The sequence below is a fragment of the Actinokineospora bangkokensis genome, assembly GCF_001940455.1.
Taxonomy (GTDB): Bacteria; Actinomycetota; Actinomycetes; order Mycobacteriales; family Pseudonocardiaceae; genus Actinokineospora; species Actinokineospora bangkokensis.
On sequence record NZ_MKQR01000017.1, the window covers coordinates 187600 to 205166 of the forward strand.

The following is a 17567-nucleotide window of genomic DNA, read 5'->3' on the forward strand; positions in this document are numbered from 1 at the left end:
CGGTGACCACAGCACCGCGCTTGCGCGTCTTCACCGAGCCCCAGCAGGGCGCGGACTACACCGACCTGCTCGCCGTGGCCCGCCACGCCGAGGCGGCGGGCTACGACGCGTTCTTCCGCTCCGACCACTACCTGCCGATGGGCGGCGCGGACGGGCTGCCCGGGCCGACCGACGCGTGGATCACCCTGGCCGGGCTGGCCGTGCAGACCAGCTCGATCCGGCTCGGCACGCTGATGACCGCGATCACCTTCCGGCTGCCGGGGCCCACCGCGATCGCGGTGGCGCAGGTCGACCGGATGTCCGGCGGCCGGGTCGAGTTCGGCGTGGGCAGCGGGTGGTACGCCGACGAGCACACCGCCTACGGCATCCCGTTCCCGCCGGTGAAGGAGCGGTTCGAGCGCTACGCCGAGCACCTGGAGGTCATCACCGGGCTGTGGCGCACCCCCGCGGGCGAGACCTTCAGCCACCGCGGCGAGCACTACACCCTCACCGACTCCCCCGCGCTGCCCAAGCCCGCGCAGTCGCCCGCGCCCCCGGTGATCATCGGCGGGTTCGGCGCGAAGCAGACCCCGCGGCTGGCCGCGCGCTTCGCCGACGAGTTCAACCTCCCGTTCGCGGGCATCGACGCGTGCGTGGCGCAGTTCGCGCGGGTGGACGCGGCCAGCGCCGAGGCGGGGCGCCCGGCGCCGGAGCGGTCGGTGGCGCAGGTGGTGTGCGTGGGCCGCACCGAGCAGGAGTTCACCCGCCGGGCGGCGGCCATCGGCCGGGAACCGGCGGAGCTGCGCGAGAACGGCATCGCGGGCACGGTGGACGAGGCGGTCGACAAGATCGGCCGGTGGCAGGAGGCCACCGGGATCACCAAGCTCTACCTCCAGTTCCTCGACCTGTCCGACCTGGACCACCTCGACGTGGTGGCCGGGGAGGTCCGCCCGCGGCTGTGAGCGCGGCCCCAGGGTGGCCCACCGCCACCCGGGGTCAGTCCCCCGGGCGCCGGAACCGGACGGGCGGCCAGGGGTTCGCCGCGCGGGTCGCCCGGACCCTGGTCAGGAACCGCGCCACCTCCGGGTACTCCGGCTGCGCCAGCAGGAACAGCTGTTCGGCCTCGTCGAAGGCGCCGCGCTGCTCGGAGATCTGGCCCAGGTAGCCCGCGGCCCGCGCGCGCCCGGCCTCCACCGCCCGCAGCAGCAGCAACTGCGCGCTGAAGGTGTCCTCCCGGCGCAGCCGCACGCCCAGCTCCTCCACCGCGTCCGACCGTCCCAGCTGGAGCGCGAGGTCGCACCACTCGGCCAGCGCCACCCGGCCCTTGCGGTCGTTGGCGAAGTGGCCGTAGACCAGCAGGGCGTCCATCAGCCCGGTCTTGGCCGCCCGGCGCAGCCAGTGCTCGGCCTCGTCGTAGCGGCCGGGTCGGTTGAGCAGCATGCCCAGCAGGATCATCGCGTCCGAGCGCGGGCAGGAGAACTCCAGGTAGTCCCCGGCCACCACGCCCGGCCTGGTCGACCCGGCGGGCACCTCCAGGTCCTCTTCGGACAGCGGCAGCAGCGCCACCTCCAGCGGGGTGCGCTCGACCACCGTGCGCAGCCACCGGTCGGCCTCGGTGCGCTCGCCCTTCTCGATCAGCCGCCTGCCCAGGGCGACCATCGTCTCCGGGTTCCCGGCCTGCGCGCCCCGGCGCGCCCACAGCTCGACCGCCTCGTGGTCGCCGGTCTCGGTGTAGAGGGTCACCAGGTGGCCCGCGGCCTCGGCGTCGCCCGCCTCCACCGCGCGCACCAGCCACGGCACCGCCTCCGAGGCCCGCCGCGACAGCGGCACCCCCGAGCCGCCGCGGAACAGCATCGCCCCGGCCAGGCACCACACCGCCGGGTCGCCGGAGGAGTCCGCCCAGCGCACCAGCACGCGCCGCCCGATGTCCTCCTGCTTGGCCCGGTGCGCCGCGAGCGCCACCAGCGGCAGGTCCGCGGGCGGCAGGTGGCGCAGCAGCACCTGCCACACCGGCTCGGGCACCGGGTCCTCGGCGCCGTCGACGAGGTAGTCGAAGGCCTCGTAGGTGTCCTCGGGCCTGCTCAGCAGGCAGGCGCCCGCGCCGTCGACCGGCTCGGTGGCCCAGGCCAGGCCCGCCTCGAAGATCGCGGGCCCGGTGAGCACGGCGGGGTCGAGGTAGTGGGCGTAGAGCTCGGCCAGGGTGCGGCGGGTGACCGCGGTGGCGCAGCCCGCGCGGCGGACGTCGACGGCGGCGGCCACGACGGCCGCGCCCACCTGGGCCACGGCGGCCGCGGGGTCCTCGGGGTCGTCCCCGGGGGCGTCGGCCTCCAGGCCCGCGCGCCAGCGGGCGGCGATGGCCCGCCCGGCGCACAGCCGCTCGGGCAGCGCCCCGTCCTCGGCGTTGTCCAGCGCGTCGGCCACCCTCGGGTCGTCGCGCAGCGCCTCGGCCCTGACCAGCTCGGCGTCGGTGAAGGCGCGGCGCAGCGCGACGGTGGCGGCGCGGCCGAGCACGTCGGCGGCGCGGCGGGCCAGCTCGGCCTCGGCCGGGGAGCCCGCGGCGGTGAGGGTGAGCCGGGCGCGCGAGCGCAGGGTGGCCAGCAGCAGCACGTCGGGGCGCCCCGGCGGGCACAGCCGGGCCAGCAGCGCGGTGTCCAGGCCGCCGGGCACCAGGAACCGCTCCAGGTCGTCGAGCCAGACCACCACCTCGGCGGGGGCGGGCTCGGCGTCGGCCCAGGCGCGCAGCTCGGCGGCGTCGCGGGGCTGGACCAGGGTGCGCTCGGGCAGCACCCGGCGGGCCGACTCGGCCGCCGAGCGGGTCTTGCCCGAGGCGGAGTCGCCCTCCACCACCACCAGGCCGCCGTCGAGCAGCAGGGTGTCCAGCTCGGGGTCGGTGTCGCGGGTGACGTAGGGCGGCGGGCCCGCCGGGGTCCCGGCCCTGGGCGCCGCGGGGTGCGCGCCGAGCAGCTCCGGTCCGACGTCCCGCACCCGCGGCCCGCGACCGCGCCTGCCGAGGCGCCACTTGCCCCGCATCCCGCCCTCCTCACCCGCCTCGTCGCACCACCGACCGGCCAGACCAGCACCGACGGCGCCGCCCGACCGCGGTGACCGGTCCCGCCCGGCACCGGTCGACCGCCCCGCCGCGCCGCCCCACACCATCGTGCGAGCACGCGGCGGCGCGGGCCACCCCTACGGGGATATACCTCCGCACCCCGGGGTGAATCGTTATTCACCTGCCGTGCCCGCGCCGATCCGGTGGGCCGGATCGTACGCACCGGGGCGCCGGGGGCGCGCCCGGCGGTACGGTGATCGTCGCACCACCGCCGACCGGGGAGGGACCAGCCGATGATCGATGCACACACCCCGGACGCCGAGCACCCCGGGACCGGGGGCGTCGCGGGCGCCGACCCCGCCGCGGGCGACCCCCGGGTGCTGTCGGTGACCCTGCCCGCCGAGGCCGGGCAGCTGCCGGGCCTGCGCCGCCGCCTCGGCGGCTGGCTCACCGGCCGCGGCGTGCCCGACGACCTGCGCGACGACGTCGTGCTGGCCTGCGACGAGGCGGTGGCCAACGCCGTCGAGCACGGCTACCGCGGCGCGGTGGGCATGGTCGGGATGACCGCCAGCGTGCTCCCCGACTCGGTGACCCTGGTGGTGGTCGACCACGGCGAGTGGCGCCGGGCCGCCCCGGGCGAGCACCGGGGCTGGGGGCTGCCGATGATCGAGGGCCTGGCCGACCGGGTGGACCTGGTGCACGCCAACGGCCGCACCACGCTGACCGCCCACTTCACCCGCCGCCCCGCCGGGGGCTGAGCCCGCCCGGAGGACGCGCGCGCGACCTGTCCGGGTGATCCGGTTTGACCTCGACGCGGACTTGGGTAGAAAGCAGTCATGTTCCCCGCGGAGAGCCTGCGTGACTGGGTCGGCTACAACGTCGTCGACCCCGATGGCAAGACCATCGGCACCCTGGAGGCGGTCTACGTCGACACGATCACCGACGAGCCGAGCTTCCTGACCGTCAAGGTCGGCTTCATCGGCAAGCACCGCCTCAACTTCGCCCCCGCCCTCGGCGCCACGGTCGCCCCCAAGCACATCCGCGTCCAGTACGCCAAGGACCTCGTGCGCTCCTCGCCCGCCATCGACACCGACGGCGAGCTGCTGGCGACCGACGAGCCCGCGATCTTCGAGCACTTCGGCCTCGACTACGGCACCGGCGCCGAGCGCCGCCTCGCCCGCCGCTGACCACCCCCGCCCCGCCCGGACCCGGGCGGGGCGGCTCCACTAAGGACGACCCCGGTCGGCCAGGAAGCGCGCCAGGTACTCCGGCAGCGGCACCGACCGGCCCGCGGCGTCGACCTCGACCTCCACCGGCGCGGGGTAGGGCTCCCACCCGGTGATGAACGCGCGCACCAGCACCCCGTCGAGCCGCAGGGCCGCGCTGTCGCCGCGGGGCACCGGCGCGAACACCGGCCGCACGGTCGCCTGCGCCATGCTGATCACGACCCCGTTGCCCAGCAGCCACCCGCGCACCTCGCTGGGCGCGCTCAGCGCGCGGAAGCGGACGCGGGTGCCCTCCGGGGTCTCGCGCACCTCCGCGCGCGGGACCTTCTCCAGCTGCTCCACCGGGAGCGGGGCGGGCAGGACACCGGCGGCGAAGGCGGCGGCGGGGAAGTCCCGCACGGCGTGCTCCAGGGCGGTGAGGGCCTCGGGTTCGACGAGCTTGCGGCGCTCGGTGTCGCGGGCCAGCCACCGGGTCCAGCCCAGCGGGTCCAGCAGCGGGCTGCGGTCGGTCACGGCGCGATCCTAGGTCGCCGGGGGTGCGGTGCGCCCGTTCGAGGCCCAATCGGGACACTCCGGGGGTGTTCGGGCACGCGGCGCGCACCACCGGTCACCGGGGCCGCCCCGGTCGGCGGCACCGGGTCACCCGGGCAGCAGGGCGTCCAGGGCGCGGCGCAGGGTGTCGGGGTCGGTGCCCGCCGGGTCGACGAGGCGCTCGGTGGCGTAGGAGTCGACGACGGCGACCAGGGTGGTGGCCACCACGTCGGCGGGCAGCGGCAGGTCGAGGCCGCGGGCGGCGCAGTAGCGCGTGAGCGCCTCGGCGATGGCGCCGCGGCTGCGCCTGCGGGGTTCGAGGACGCCCGCGCGCAGGCGCTCGTCGCGGGTGGCGTGGGCCAGCAGCTCCAGGGCCAGGCGGCTGTCGCGGGTGTGGTGCTCCACCCGGTCGACGACCAGGGCGGTGAGCGCGGCGCGGACGGCGCCCGGGGGGTGGGCGGGGTCGAACACGGCCGCGCCGGACACCGCCAGGCGGGCGGCCGCGTCCGCCACGACGGCGGCGACCAGGTCGGGCTTGCCCGCGAAGTTCGAGTACACCGCGCCGCGGGTGAACCCGGCGGCGGCGGCCACGTCCTCCACGCGCGCGGCGGCGATGCCCTTCTCGGCGAACACCTCCGCGGCGGCCTCGACCACCCGCTGCCGAACCCGCGCCCGCGTCTCCCGTGGCATGGCGCGACCGTACCGCGTGCGGCGGGGCCGCCGGGCCGGCTTGTTGACCTTCGCCGGGTTCCCGCCTACGGTGCCCGATACACCCGCGTATCCACAGAGGCCGGCGCGGGCAGTGGCGTTGCGGGAGGTGAGCGGTCGCGTGGACCCCGGCACCCTGGCCAGGCACCCCGCGGTCGAGGTCCTGCCCGATCCGGGCGACCGGCTCACGGCGCTGCGCGCCCTGCACGCGGCCGCCACCGAGCAGGTGCGCTCGATCGAGCGGTGCGACCCCACCCGGCCGCCGGGCCCCGGTGCCGCGCCCGGCCTGCGGGAGATGCGCGCGGAGTCGCGCGCGGAGCGGATCGCCGCGGGGGTGCGCTACCGCACGATCCACCCGGCCTACACCCCGGAGGCGACCGCCCCGGTGGCGGGCGAGGCCGTGCGCACGCTGGCCGACCCGCCGCTGGACCTGGTGGTGGCCGACGACGCGCGCGCACTGGTGTCCGCGGGCGGCGGCAGCGTGCTGGTGGGCCGCTCGGCGCTGCTCGACGGGCTGATCGAGGTCTTCGAGAAGCTGTGGGTGCTGGCGGTGCCGATGACGGTGAGCGCGGCGGGCGGCGGCGACCTGTCCGAGCGCGACCGGCAGGTCATCACGCTGATGGCGGCGGGCGCCACCGACGACGCCATCGCCCGGCGGCTGGGCCTGTCCCGCCGCACGGTGGTGCGCCGGGTCGCCGCACTGCACGAGCGCCTGGGGGCCACGACGCGCTTCCAGGCCGGTGTGCAGGCCGCGCAGCGCGGCTGGCTCTGACCCCCGCCCGCGAGGGCCGCGCGGAGTGTCGCCCCGGTGCGGTTGGATCGGTCCCATGAGCGACACCGACCGCGCCACCGCGCCCCTCGACCACGCCGCGCTCTTCGCCGAGTACAACCGCAGGCTCGTCGCCGCCGTCGAGCGCGCCGACCCCGCGGCCCCCGTTCCCACCTGTCCCGAGTGGACCACCTTCCAGCTCGCCAAGCACGTCGGCCGCGGCGACCGCTGGGCGGCCACCATGGTCCGGGACAGGGCCACCGAGGTGCTGGAGCCGCGCGACGTGCCCGGGGGCCGCCCGCCCGAGGGCGGGCTGGTGGAGTGGCTGGGCGGCGGGCCTGCGCTGCTGGCCGAGGCCACGGCGGCCACCGGCGCCGACCACCCGGTGTGGACGTTCACCGGCCCGCGGCCCGCCGCGTGGTGGACCCGGCGCAGGCTGCACGAGTGCGTCGTGCACTACGCCGACGCCGCCCTCGCGCTGGGCGAGGAGCCCGAGATCGCCCCCGAGGTGGCCGAGGACGCGGTGTCGGAGTGGCTGGAGCTGCTCGCGGCGCGCGGGGCCGACCTGGCGCCGATGACCCTGCACCTGCACGACGGGGCGGGCCCGGAGTGGTTCGTGCGCGGCGGGCCCGCGCTGACCTGGGAGCGGGCGCACGCCAAGGGCGACGTGGCGCTGCGCGGGTCGAGCGCGGACCTGCTGCTGGTGCTGCTGCGGCGCAAGCCCGTCGAGGCCGTCGACCTGGTGGGCGACCGGGCGGCCTGGGACCGCTGGGTCGCGGCCACCCCGTTCTGACCGGCGCGGAAGGGGTACGTCCCCGTCATGGAGAGGGTTCAGTCGTGAAGGCGGTCGAGTCGTGAAGGCGATCGTGGTGGGCGCGGGCATCTCCGGGGTGTCCTGCGCGAGGGCGCTGGCCGAGGCCGGTGTGGACGTGCGCGTGCTCGAACGGGGGCGCGTGGTGGGCGGGCGGATGGCCACCAAGCGGTACGGGGGCCGCCCCGCCGACATCGGCGCGGGCTACTTCACCGCCCGCGGCCCGGGGTTCACCCCGGTGGTGGCGTCGTGGGTGGAGCGCGGGCTGGCCGCGGAGTGGACCGACACGCTGGCGACCTTCGGCGCCGACGGGGTGTCGGAGTCCACCGGGCAGCTGCGCTACTCGGCCCCGGCGGGCCTGCGCTCGCTGGTGGCCGACCTCGCCGCGGGCCTGCGGGTGGAGACCGGGCACCCGGTGGCCCGGGTGCGCCCGGGGTCGGTCGACGGCGAGGAGGCCGACGTGGTGGTGCTGGCGATGCCCGGCCCGCAGGCGGCCCGCCTGCTCGCCGAGGGCACCCGCGCGCACGAGGTCGCGGCGGGGCAGCGGTGGTCGCCGACGCTGGTGGCCACCCTCGTCCACGACGAGCGCCGCTGGGACTTCCCCGGGGCCTTCGTCAACGACCACCCGGTGCTCCAGACCCTGTTCGACGACGGCACCAGGCGCGGCGACGGGCACCCGGTGCTGGTGGCCCACTCCACCGCCGACCACGCCCGGGAGCACCTGGCGGACCCGAAGCCCGACGACCTGGCGCGGGCGGTGTCGGAGCTGCTGGGCATCCCCGCCCCGCGCGAGGCGCACGTGCACCGCTGGACCTACGCCATCCCGGAGAACCCGCACTCCGGGCCGCCGTTCTTCGAGGACGGGATCGGCCTGGCGGGCGACGCCTGGGGCTCGCCGCGGGTGGAGACGGCGTGGCAGTCCGGGGTGGACCTGGCGGGGCGGGTGCTCGGGAGGTGACGCCGTGGACACCGGGGAGACGACGCACGAGAAGCTGACCCGCAACCTCAACGAGCTGCTGCAGGAGCTGCGGGTGGCCCAGGCGGGCGTGCAGATCCTGTTCGGCTTCCTGCTCTCGATCACCTTCACCGACTTCTACCACGAGGGCACCGGCCCCCTGGAGCGCACGACGCACCTGGTGGCGGTGTTCTTCGCGGTGGGCGCGGTGGTCTGCCTGACGGCGCCCGCCGCCTGGCACCGGGTGCTGTTCCGCCAGGGCAAGCGCGCGGAGATCATGCGGATGGCCACCCGCAGCACCATCGCCGGGCTGGCCTGCCTGGCGGGCGCGGTGACCGCGTCGCTGGCGCTGCTGGCCGAGGTCGTCATCGGTCCGTGGGCGGGCCTGGTGGCGGGGGCGGTGTGCCTGGTGGCCTCGGGCCTGCTGTGGTTCGCGCTGCCGCTGGCCCGCCGCGACGACGGCGGCAGCGACGACGAGGACTGAGCGCCCCGTCCCACCGGAGCGCGCGTCCACCTGCGCGTCGCCCCGGCCCGCTACCCTCGGTCGCGGTTTGACACCCGAGCTAACCTACTCGGAAGTAGATAAGGGGGGTGCCGATGCCCGGGCAGGCGGGGACGGGGCCGCTGGCCGCGGGGCGGGCGGGCGCCGGGGGCGCGGGGGTGCCGGGGAGTTCGGCGGCCCCCTTCGGCTCGCGGCTGCTGGGGCCGGAGGGCCAGCACGGCACGGTGCTGCGCATCCGGGTGCAGGGCCTGCTGACCACCACCCTGGTCACCACCAACGTCATCGGCGCGGTCATCGTCGTGGTGCTGTCCGGGTTCGTCATCCCCGGCCCCCCGACCGAGGGCCCGATGCTGCTGGCGCTGGCCATCGCCGTGCCCGCCTACGTCCTCGGCGCGCTGCTGGTCGGCGGGATCTGGGGCACCGGGCGGGCGCTGCGGGCGCTGCGCTGGGCCATCGAGCAGCGCGAGCCGACCGCCGCGGACCGGCGGGCCACCCTGCGCGTGCCGCTCAACCTCACGCTGATGCAGGCGTTCCTGTGGGGCGCGGCGACCGTGCTGTTCACCGTGCTGGCGATCGTGCTGCAACCGGAGCTGGTGTTCGCCGTCGGCTTCACCGTGGCCATGGCCGGGATGGTCGTGTGCGCCAACGCCTACCTGCTCAGCGAGTTCGCGCTGCGCCCGGTGTCGGCGCGCGCGCTGCAGGACGACCCGCCGGGGCAGGTGGTCGGCGCGGGCGTGCAGGTGCGGATGCTGCTGTTCTGGGCGCTGGGCACCGGCGTGCCGGTCGCGGGCGTGGTGATGGTGGCGCTGTTCGCCATGGCCCGCCAGAACGTCACCAGCGACCAGCTGGCGATCACCGTGGTGGTGCTCGGCGGCATCGTGCTGGTGTTCGGGCTGCTGGTGATGGTGTTCAACGCGCGCGCCACCGTCGCGCCCATCGAGTCGGTGCGCGACGCGCTGGCCCGGGTGCAGCGCGGCGAACTGGACACCGAGATCCCCGTCTACGACGGCACCGAGCTGGGCCTGCTGCAGGCCGGGTTCAACCGGATGTCGGCGGGCCTGCGCGAGCGCGAGCGCATCCGCGACCTGTTCGGCCGCCACGTCGGGCAGAAGGTGGCCGAGGTCGCCGTGGCCGCCGGGGTGGAGCAGCTGGGCGGGGAGGTGCACGAGGTCGCGGTGGTCTTCGTCGACATCGTGGGGTCGACGACGCTGGCCGCCACCCGGCCGCCGACCGAGGTCGTCGAGCTGCTCAACCGGTTCTTCGCCGTGGTGGTCGACGAGGTCGACGCGCACGGCGGGCTGGTCAACAAGTTCGTCGGCGACGCCGCCCTGGCGATCTTCGGCGCCCCGGTGGACCTCGACGACGACGCGGGCCAGGCGCTGGCCACCGCCCGGGCCATCGCCGCCCGGCTGCCGGTGGAGGTGCCCGAGTGCGCGGCGGGCATCGGGGTGGCCGCGGGCGCGGCGGTCGCGGGCAACATCGGCGACGCCCGCCGGTTCGAGTACACCGTGATCGGGGACCCGGTGAACGAGGCGGCCCGGCTCACCGAGCTGGCCAAGTCGGTGCCCGGCAGGCTCGTGGCGTCGCGGTGCGCGGTGGAGCGGGCGGGCGAGCGGGAGGCGGCCCGCTGGACCGCCGCCGACACGGTGACCCTGCGCGGGCGCACCGAGGAGACCACCGTGATGGTGCCGGTGGGGTCGGACGCACCCGCCGAATAGCGGTCCGGCGCGGGTGCAGCGGGAGCGGTTTCGCTCCGCCGGTGACGAAGGCGGTGTCCGCGGGTGACAAAGCGCTCCGCCACCGGTTTTCCATGTGACCGTCCGGTTGGTTTTCCCTTGCCGCAACGACTATCGCGTGGTTAGTCTCCAACCACGCGCTGACCGGGTCGGGCCGGTCGCGCGGCGGGATCACCTCCACCCACCCCTGCACGCCTTTTCGGCACCCGTGCGTATTCAGCGAGGAGTAGCGCATGTCCCGGAACACCCGTTTGAGCAGGATCACCGCCGCCGCCGTCGGCGCCGCGGGCGTCGTGGCCCTGGTCGCCGCCCCGGTGGCGCAGGCCGAGCCGGTGCAGGCCGCCGGTGTCGTCACCAAGGCCGTCACCTTCAGCTGCGCCTACCCGCTGATCGGCAACCGCGACGTCCCCGCGACCGTCACCGCCACCTTCCCCAGCACGGTCGCCGCGGGCACGCCGATCAACACCACCGACTTCTCGGTGGCCGTCTCGCTCGACGACACCACCGTGCAGGCGCTCCAGCTGGTCGGCGCGGCCACCGTCGAGGGCACCTCGGAGGCGGGCGTCGACCTGTCGATCAACGGCACCGAGCTGGGCGTGACGCTGCCCGGCCTGGACATCCCGGTCACCGCCGTGACCGGCGCGGCGCCCATCGCGCTGAACATCACCGGCCTGGTGCCCTCGCTGACGGTGAAGTCCGCGGGCCAGGTCGACATCGCCATCGGCAACGCCTTCACCGGCAAGATCACCCCGAAGACCGCCACCGGCGAGCTGACCGGCCTGGGCACCTTCGACCTGAACTGCTCGGCGCTGGCGGGCCAGGACCTGTCCCTGGTCTCCATCCCCGTCACCTGATCGACCCCCGCGCGCGACGACGGCCCCCGACCACGTGGTCGGGGGCCGTCGTCGCGCGCGGGTCAGGTGGGGTTCGGCGGTTCCGGTGACGGGGGCACGGCCGGGTCGGTGCCCGGGTCCGGCGACGGCGGCACCGGCGCGGGCGGCACCGGGTCCGGCACCGACGGGCCGGGGCTCGGCGGGCTCGGGATCGGGTTCGGCGCAGGCGGCGTGGGCTCGGGGGGCGTGGTCGGCTGTGACATGGGTCTCGGGTACCCGGCCGCTGCCACGGGTGAAACGCCCCGCTCCGGCCCGCGCGGTGGACAAGGCCCGCTCGCCCGTCGTCGTGCGGTCCCGCCCGGGTGGCACTTAGCCTGCCTCCCGGGCGGTGAGCGGCTGGGCGATGTCCTCCAGCGACGCCTGCTCGGTGCGCACGCCCAGCACCAGCTCGGCCACCCCGCCCAGCGCCATCACCCCGGCGCTGACCAGGAACGCGACCACCACGTTGCCCGCCACCCCGCTCTCGATGAGGCTGCCGAACAGCAGCGGGCCGACGATGCCGCCCAGGCCGGTGCCCACGGCGTAGAAGAAGGCGATCGCCAGCGCCCGGGTCTCCATCGGGAACACCTCGCTGACGGTCAGGTACGCCGCGCTCGCCCCCGCCGAGGCCAGGAAGAACACCGCGCACAGCAGCGCCAGGAACGTCCACTGGTTGAGCGCGCCCGCGCCGAACAGCAGCGCCAGCGGCACCGTGAGCGCCGCCGAGCCCAGGTAGGAGATCGAGATCATCGGGATCCGCCCGACGGTGTCGAACAGCTTGCCCAGCAGCAGCGGGCCGAAGAAGTTGCCCAGCGCGTAGATCGCCAGGAACACCGGCGCCACCGCGGCCTCGACCCCGTAGAAGGTGCTCATCAGGGTGCCCAGGTCGAAGGTGATCCCGTTGTAGAGGAACGCCTGCCCGACGAACAGCGCCAACCCGAGCACCGCGCGCTTGGGGTAGAGCTTGAACGCGGTCTCGGCGATCATCCGCAGCGGGATCGTCTTGCGCTGCCGGATCTTCAGCGTCCCGCGCGCCTCCGGCAGCTCCTCACCGGTGCTGTCGCGCACCTGCCGCTCGATGTCCGCGGTGACCTGCTCGGCCTCCTCCGCGCGGCCGTGGATGAACAGCCACCGCGGGCTCTCCGGCACGTGCCTGCGCACCAGCAGGATCGCCAGCGCCAGCACCGCGCCGATGCCGAAGGCCAACCGCCACCCCAGGTCGGCGGGCAGCGCGCTGAGCAGGAACACCGCCGCGCCCGCGCCCAGCGCCGACCCGAGCCAGTAGGACCCGCTGATGAGCAGGTCGACCCGGCCGCGCACGCGGGCGGGGATCAGCTCGTCGATGGCGGAGTGGATCGCGCTGTACTCCCCGCCGATGCCCGCGCCGGTGATGAACCGGGTGAGGAAGAACAGCCACGGCGTGAACGCGAACGCCGTGGCGACGGTGGCCACGATGTAGATCACCAGGGTGAGGATGAACAGCTTCTTGCGGCCGAAGCGGTCGGTGAGCTGGCCGAACAGCAGCGCGCCCAGGCACGCGCCGAGGATGTAGAGAGCGGCGGCGATGCCGACGTCGCCCGCGGTCAGCGCGATGCCGCTGCCCGGTTCGGTGAGCCGGGCGGCGACCGCGCCGACCATGGTCACCTCCAGGCCGTCGAGCAGCCAGACGGTGCCCAGGCCCACGACCACCCGCCAGTGGAAGCCCGCCCAGGGCAACCTGTCCAGCCGCGCCGGGACGTCGGTCTCGATCGTCCCCCTCGTCACCTCAGCCGCCATGCCGACTGTTGTTCCCCCGACCGCGCCCGCGTAATCCCGCTCTTCGGCCGCGGTCGGCGGGCGATCGGTACAGTCCGCGCGTGCCTTCGGTCGTCGCCCTCGCCACGTACCCGGTCAAGGGGTGCGCCCCCACCGCGCTGGACCGCACCTGGGTCGGGCAGGCGGGCCTGGCGCACGACCGGTCGTGGATGGTCACCGACACCGACGGCACCTTCCGCAGCCAGCGCCGCGACCCGCGCCTGGCGCTGATCGAGCCGTCGGTGGGCGACGGGGTGCTGGTGCTCGCGGCGCCCGGGGTCGAACCGGTGGTGGTGCCGGTCGACGACGAGTCGCCCACCCGCCCGGTGGAGCTGTTCGGCGAGCCGTTCACGGCCGTCGACCAGGGCGAGGTGGCGGCGCGGTGGCTCAGCGACGTGCTGGGCGCGCCGAGCCGCCTGGTGCGGGTGCCGCCGGACCACCACCGCCGCGCGGGCGGCCTCACCCCGGGCACGTCGGGCTGGGCCGACAGCAGCGCCGTCCACCTGCTCGGCACGGCCTCGCTGGCCGACCTCGGCGCCCACCTGCCCGCACCGCTGCCCGCCACCCGCTTCCGCGCCAACGTCCTGCTCGACGGCCTGCCCCCGTACGCCGAGGACGACCTGCGCCAGGTGCGCCTCGGCGCGGTGGGCCTGGGCTTCACCAAGCTCGCGGTGCGCTGCGCGGTGACGCTGGTCGACCAGGCGGCGGGCGCGCGGGCGGGCCGGGAGCCGCTGCGCACCCTGGCCACCTACCGCCGGGGCCCGGACGGGGTGGTGTTCGGCGCGAAGTTCGCCGTCACCGAGCCGGGGTGGCTGGCGGTGGGCGACCAACTCACCGGTGCCGACCAACTCACTGGTGCACCGTCACCGTCCGACCGTTGAGCGGCTGGGTCGGCCGGGCGTTGCCCACCGGGAACAGCTGCTGGAACCGGCTGATCGACGCGGCCGTCACGTGCTGCTCGGGCATGAGGAACCACAGCACCCCCTCGGTGTAGGGAGCCGTGGTCAGCGACCCGGTGTAGCGCGCGGTGGGGTGGACGGTGGGCAGCAGGGCGGCCAGGTCGACGTCGTCGATGTGCTGCGCGGCACCGCACTCCGGGGTGAGCCGGGCCAGCACCCCGTCCACCGCCGAGGGCGTGCCCACCCGCAGCGGCACCCCGATGACGAGCGTCTCCCCGTCAGCCGCCTTATGCACCAGGTGCATCTCCAGCGGGTCGTGCCGCCCCTCGAAGGTGTGCTCGGACGGCGTGTGGAAGTGGAACTGCGCCAAGTCGTAGCGCTTGCCCCGGTACGTCACGTACCCGGCCCCCGCCACCGGCGTCGCCTGCTCGGTCTCCTCACCGCCCCGCGCCGCGCAGTCCCCGTCCCTCTGCACGTACGCCACGTCCGCCGCGCTGTGGTGGTAGGAGATCCCCAGCGCGGGCGCGGTCGGGTCGAACCGCAGCACCGAGGGCGTGATGTCCACCGGGCTCTGCGCGGGCGGCGCCGACCCGGCGGTGGGCGCCCCCACCACCACCCCCACGGCGACGACCACCGGTGCGATGACGGCCAACGCGGCACGACGGACCACGACCAACCCCACTTCCAGCGCCCCGCCCGCAGTCCTGGGCAGGTGGTGCAGACCATCCTTCGCCCACCCCCGACCGGGACCAACCCCCGAAGTCCGGCACCCCGGAACAACCGGACGAACCACCGGGTGACCTCAACCACCACCCCCGCCGATCGGGCTAGTCTGGCCCCATGGACGACAACGACCTGCACACCCGCATCTCCGCCCTCGTCGACGAGGAGCACAAGCTGCGCCACGGCGCCGCGGGCCCGGAGGAGGCCAAGCGGTTGCAGGAGCTGGAGGTCGCGCTGGACCAGTGCTGGGACCTGCTCCGCCAGCGCCGCGCCCGGCGGTCCGCGGGGGAGGACCCGGAGGGGGCGCAGGTGCGGCCCGCGGGTGAGGTGGAGGGCTACCGGCAGTAGGCGGTTTCCTGGTGTGACTTCTTCTTGGGTGTGGCTTCGCCTCGCCTGCGGCATCGGCTCGTGATCTCGGGAATTGCTTTGCGGGCTCGATGCGGTGGACCTGTTCGGGCGGGGCCCCTACGGCGATCATGAGCTGAGAGAGCGGGAAAAGCTGGGGCCACAAGAGCCCCGCTCAACCCGGACAGGGTAGCTCATGATCGCCTACCCCACCCAAACAAGTCCACCGCATCGAGCACCCCCGTAGCCGGGCCGCCGGATCCGTAGGTGGTTGCGCTGTTCCTACCAGTGGGGACAGTTTGCCTTTGTTGGCTTTGTCTTTGGTGCCAGGGCAATCACCCCATCGAGCCAGCGAAGCAATCCGCGTTCTTCCCTCCGGGGCGAAGCCCCGGACTCGCGCAACCGCAGCGCCTTCCGGGGCGGCGCCCCGGCCTCACACCACTTCAGACGCCAACCGCACCGCGTCCAGGCTGATCCGCTTCATCGCGGCCTCGTGCAGCTCCGGATCGGGGTCGGCCTGGGCGGTGTCGGACTCCACGATCACGACGTTGACGCCGTTGCGCGAGGCCGCGAAACCGCCGCGGCTCAAGCGGTCCAGGCCCGGGGCGCGGACGAAGCCCTCGCGCACGAGGTCGCGCACGCTGCCGGTGCCCTCGGTGCGGACGAGGTCCACCAGCGATTCCGCCGTCTTCTCCCCGCGCATCCGGAGCACGGCGACGGAGGTGTACACGACGCGCTGGTCGGGGAGGCGGGTGGCGAACATCGCGCGGGTCAGCTGCAAGCACGGTGTCGCGGTGAGGAATTCCTGGGTGCGGCCGTAGGCGTGGGACGCGCAGTCGCTGTCGCGGATGGCTTCCTTGGTCTCCGGCAGGCGGATGAAGTCGTACTCCCCCGCCGGGCGCGCCGGGGCGACCTGGTCGACGGGGGCGGGCGCCGGGTCATCCCCTGGCAGGACGAGCCACGTCCCGCCGCCGAGCACGGCGGCCGCCGCGACGCCGATGACGGCCCAGCGGCGCCACCGCGAGCGGGGGCGGTCCGGTTCGCCTCCCGCGGCGAGCGGTACCGCGACGGGCACGGGCCGGGCGGCGCGGCGCAGGGACTCGGGGAGTTCGGCGGGCAGCGCGCTCAGGATGAGGGGTTGTCCGGGGGAGGTGTCCTCCGGCCTCGGGGGGAACTGCGGGAGCGCGGTGCCCGCCGATCTCGGCGGGATCCCGCTGAGCGCTGTCCGTTCCGGAGTGTTGAGGTCCGACACGGGGGGCAGCGTAGCGGGTCGTGTCCTGGTCGTTACCTGTCAGGCCTGGCGGAGGGAGCCGGGGACCAGGCGCAGGATGGTGCCGTAGCGGTTCCAGGCGTTGATGGTGGCGATGGTGACCACCAGCGCGGCCAGTTCCTCCTCGTCGAAGTGGGCCCGCGCCTCGGCCCAGACGTCGTCGGCGACGCCCTCGGGGCCGAGCTTGGTGGCGGCCTCGGTGAGGGCGAGGGCGGCGCGCTCGGCGGGGGTGAACCAGGGGGCCTCGCGCCAGGTGACCACGGAGAACAGGCGCTCGTCGGTCTCGCCGTCGGCGCGCAGGTCGTGGGCGTGCATGTCGACGCAGAAGGCGCAGCCGTTGAGCTGGCTGGCGCGCAGCTTGACCAGCTCGCGCGTGGTCTTGGGCAGCGCGCTGCCCGCCAGGAAGCGCTCCAGGCCGTACATGTGCTGGTAGGCCTGCTTGGCGGCACCGGAGGCGATGTCCATGCGGGGTTCCACTGTGCTAGTTCCCTTCCAGGTGGGTGGCCCGCACGCGGGCCAGCTTCTCGGGGTTGACGACGATGTCGACGGCGGCGACCCGGCCGTCGACGACGGTCAGCGACACCACGCCCTGCGGCCTGCCACCGCGCAGGCGCAGGAAGCCGGGCATGCCGTTGACCAGCACGGGGTGGACGCGGTCGGTGCCCTTGGCCTGCACGCCGAGCAGGAACCGGGCGACCTTGTCCGCCCCGCGCACGGGGTTGCGGGCGGCGGTGACCACCCCGCCGCCGTCGCTGCGCAGCACGACGGCGGGGTCGAGCAGCGCGAGCAGGGCGCCGAGGTCGCGGCCCTCGCAGGCGGTGGCGAACGCGGTGGCCACGGCGCGCTGCTTGGCCGGGTCGCGCTCGAACCGGGGCGAGCGGTCGGCCACGTGCTTGCGGGCGCGCGAGGCCAGCTGCCGCACGGCGGCGGGCGTGCGGCCCACCACCTCGGCGACCTCGGTGAACGGCAGGCCGAAGACCTCGTGCAGCACGAACGCGGTGCGCTCGGCCGGGGACAGGGTCTCCAGCACGACCAGCAGCGCCATGCCGACCGACTCGTCGAGGGTCACCCGGTCCGCGGGGTCGTTCTCCGGGGCGACGACGGGTTCGGGCAGCCACGGCCCGACGTAGCGCTCCCGGCGGTGGCGGGCGGAGCGGACCACGTCGAGGGCGAGCCGGGAGGTGGCCACGACCAGCCACCCGGTGACGTCCTCGACCGGGCCCGCCGCGCCCGCCAGGCGCAGCCAGGCCTCCTGCACCACGTCCTCGGCGGCGCCCCGGTCGCCCAGGATGCCGTAGGCGATGGCCAGCAGGCGCTCCCGCGCCGCGGCGAACTGCGTCTCGTGCTCCACGTCCACCAGGACGGGGTAGCACGCCGGGGTGTGACACGGGTGGGCGA

At 75.4% G+C, this 17567-nt stretch carries 20 protein-coding genes; 11 read left to right on the plus strand and 9 right to left on the minus strand.

The genetic code is table 11. The features are described 5' to 3' along the window. Positions 1-2: 2 nt before the first annotated feature. Positions 3-941: an LLM class F420-dependent oxidoreductase gene (locus tag BJP25_RS17690; protein ID WP_075976053.1), complete on the plus strand. Its 939-nt coding sequence runs from the start codon at positions 3-5 to the stop codon at positions 939-941. A gap of 34 nt (positions 942-975) precedes the next feature. Here BJP25_RS17690 and BJP25_RS17695 read toward each other — a convergent pair whose 3' ends face one another. Next, entirely contained in the window at positions 976-3009 is a 2034-nt protein-coding gene (locus BJP25_RS17695) for a sel1 repeat family protein (protein WP_075976054.1), read from the minus strand. Positions 3010-3321: 312 nt separating this feature from the next. On the opposite strand from BJP25_RS17695, the gene BJP25_RS17700 reads away from it, so the two are divergent. Together BJP25_RS17700 and BJP25_RS17705 are read left to right on the plus strand one after the other, a co-directional pair. Next, positions 3322-3786, plus strand: coding sequence for an ATP-binding protein (locus BJP25_RS17700; RefSeq protein WP_075976055.1), 465 nt, complete (start codon positions 3322-3324; stop codon positions 3784-3786). 78 nt (positions 3787-3864) lie between these two features. Continuing rightward, complete coding sequence (locus BJP25_RS17705; RefSeq protein ID WP_075976056.1) at positions 3865-4215, plus strand: PRC-barrel domain-containing protein; 351 nt, start codon at positions 3865-3867, stop codon at positions 4213-4215. 39 nt (positions 4216-4254) lie between these two features. On the opposite strand, the gene BJP25_RS17710 is transcribed toward BJP25_RS17705, so the two are convergent. Then, complete coding sequence (locus BJP25_RS17710; RefSeq protein ID WP_075976057.1) at positions 4255-4767, minus strand: hypothetical protein; 513 nt, start codon at positions 4765-4767, stop codon at positions 4255-4257. Between the two features lie 126 nt (positions 4768-4893). Continuing rightward, positions 4894-5475 carry a TetR/AcrR family transcriptional regulator gene (locus BJP25_RS17715; RefSeq protein ID WP_075976058.1) on the minus strand — a complete coding sequence of 194 codons (582 nt, stop codon included), beginning with the start codon at positions 5473-5475 and terminating at the stop codon, positions 4894-4896. Positions 5476-5614: 139 nt separating this feature from the next. Here BJP25_RS17715 and BJP25_RS17720 point away from each other — a divergent pair, with 139 nt between their 5' ends. The 6 genes from BJP25_RS17720 (at position 5615) to BJP25_RS17745 (ending at position 11120) form a co-directional block, all read left to right on the plus strand. Beyond that, entirely contained in the window at positions 5615-6265 is a 651-nt protein-coding gene (locus BJP25_RS17720) for a helix-turn-helix transcriptional regulator (protein WP_075976059.1), read from the plus strand. A gap of 55 nt (positions 6266-6320) precedes the next feature. Then, entirely contained in the window at positions 6321-7055 is a 735-nt protein-coding gene (locus BJP25_RS17725; RefSeq protein ID WP_075976060.1) for a maleylpyruvate isomerase family mycothiol-dependent enzyme, read from the plus strand. A 61-nt stretch (positions 7056-7116) separates the two neighbouring features. Beyond that, positions 7117-8031 (plus strand): NAD(P)/FAD-dependent oxidoreductase, encoded by a 915-nt coding sequence (locus BJP25_RS17730; RefSeq protein WP_075976061.1) that lies wholly within the window; start codon positions 7117-7119, stop codon positions 8029-8031. Between the two features lie 4 nt (positions 8032-8035). Continuing rightward, entirely contained in the window at positions 8036-8512 is a 477-nt protein-coding gene (locus tag BJP25_RS17735; RefSeq protein ID WP_075976062.1) for a DUF6328 family protein, read from the plus strand. Between the two features lie 113 nt (positions 8513-8625). Next, a complete protein-coding gene (locus tag BJP25_RS17740) occupies positions 8626-10248 on the plus strand; it encodes an adenylate/guanylate cyclase domain-containing protein (RefSeq protein WP_084794128.1) in 1623 nt (540 codons plus the stop codon). 251 nt (positions 10249-10499) lie between these two features. Next, positions 10500-11120: a DUF6801 domain-containing protein gene (locus BJP25_RS17745; protein WP_075976063.1), complete on the plus strand. Its 621-nt coding sequence runs from the start codon at positions 10500-10502 to the stop codon at positions 11118-11120. 62 nt (positions 11121-11182) lie between these two features. Here the strand turns inward: BJP25_RS17745 and BJP25_RS33490 are convergent, their stop codons facing one another. Together BJP25_RS33490 and BJP25_RS17750 are read right to left on the minus strand one after the other, a co-directional pair. Further along, a complete protein-coding gene (locus BJP25_RS33490; RefSeq protein ID WP_143219155.1) occupies positions 11183-11362 on the minus strand; it encodes a hypothetical protein in 180 nt (59 codons plus the stop codon). A 106-nt stretch (positions 11363-11468) separates the two neighbouring features. Then, positions 11469-12914, minus strand: a complete 1446-nt coding sequence (locus tag BJP25_RS17750; protein ID WP_075976064.1) for an MFS transporter — start codon at positions 12912-12914, stop codon at positions 11469-11471. An 80-nt stretch (positions 12915-12994) separates the two neighbouring features. Here BJP25_RS17750 and BJP25_RS17755 point away from each other — a divergent pair, with 80 nt between their 5' ends. Beyond that, complete coding sequence (locus tag BJP25_RS17755) at positions 12995-13813, plus strand: MOSC domain-containing protein (protein ID WP_075976065.1); 819 nt, start codon at positions 12995-12997, stop codon at positions 13811-13813. Here BJP25_RS17755 and BJP25_RS17760 read toward each other — a convergent pair. Then, positions 13782-14501, minus strand: coding sequence for a carbonic anhydrase family protein (locus tag BJP25_RS17760; RefSeq protein WP_158075675.1), 720 nt, complete (start codon positions 14499-14501; stop codon positions 13782-13784). The two genes, BJP25_RS17755 and BJP25_RS17760, sit on opposite strands and share 32 nt — an antisense overlap. Before the next feature lie 170 nt (positions 14502-14671). Here BJP25_RS17760 and BJP25_RS17765 point away from each other — a divergent pair, with 170 nt between their 5' ends. Continuing rightward, positions 14672-14902, plus strand: coding sequence for a DUF2630 family protein (locus tag BJP25_RS17765; protein WP_075976067.1), 231 nt, complete (start codon positions 14672-14674; stop codon positions 14900-14902). Positions 14903-15332: 430 nt separating this feature from the next. Here BJP25_RS17765 and BJP25_RS17770 read toward each other — a convergent pair whose 3' ends face one another. From BJP25_RS17770 to sigJ, 3 genes are read right to left on the minus strand one after another with little or no spacing between them, the layout of a single operon-like run. After that, positions 15333-16151: a hypothetical protein gene (locus tag BJP25_RS17770; RefSeq protein WP_075976068.1), complete on the minus strand. Its 819-nt coding sequence runs from the start codon at positions 16149-16151 to the stop codon at positions 15333-15335. Positions 16152-16190: 39 nt separating this feature from the next. Beyond that, entirely contained in the window at positions 16191-16634 is a 444-nt protein-coding gene (locus tag BJP25_RS17775; RefSeq protein WP_075976069.1) for a carboxymuconolactone decarboxylase family protein, read from the minus strand. 16 nt (positions 16635-16650) lie between these two features. Next, complete coding sequence (gene sigJ, locus BJP25_RS17780; RefSeq protein ID WP_233158131.1) at positions 16651-17526, minus strand: RNA polymerase sigma factor SigJ; 876 nt, start codon at positions 17524-17526, stop codon at positions 16651-16653. Between the last annotated feature and the right edge of the window lie 41 nt (positions 17527-17567).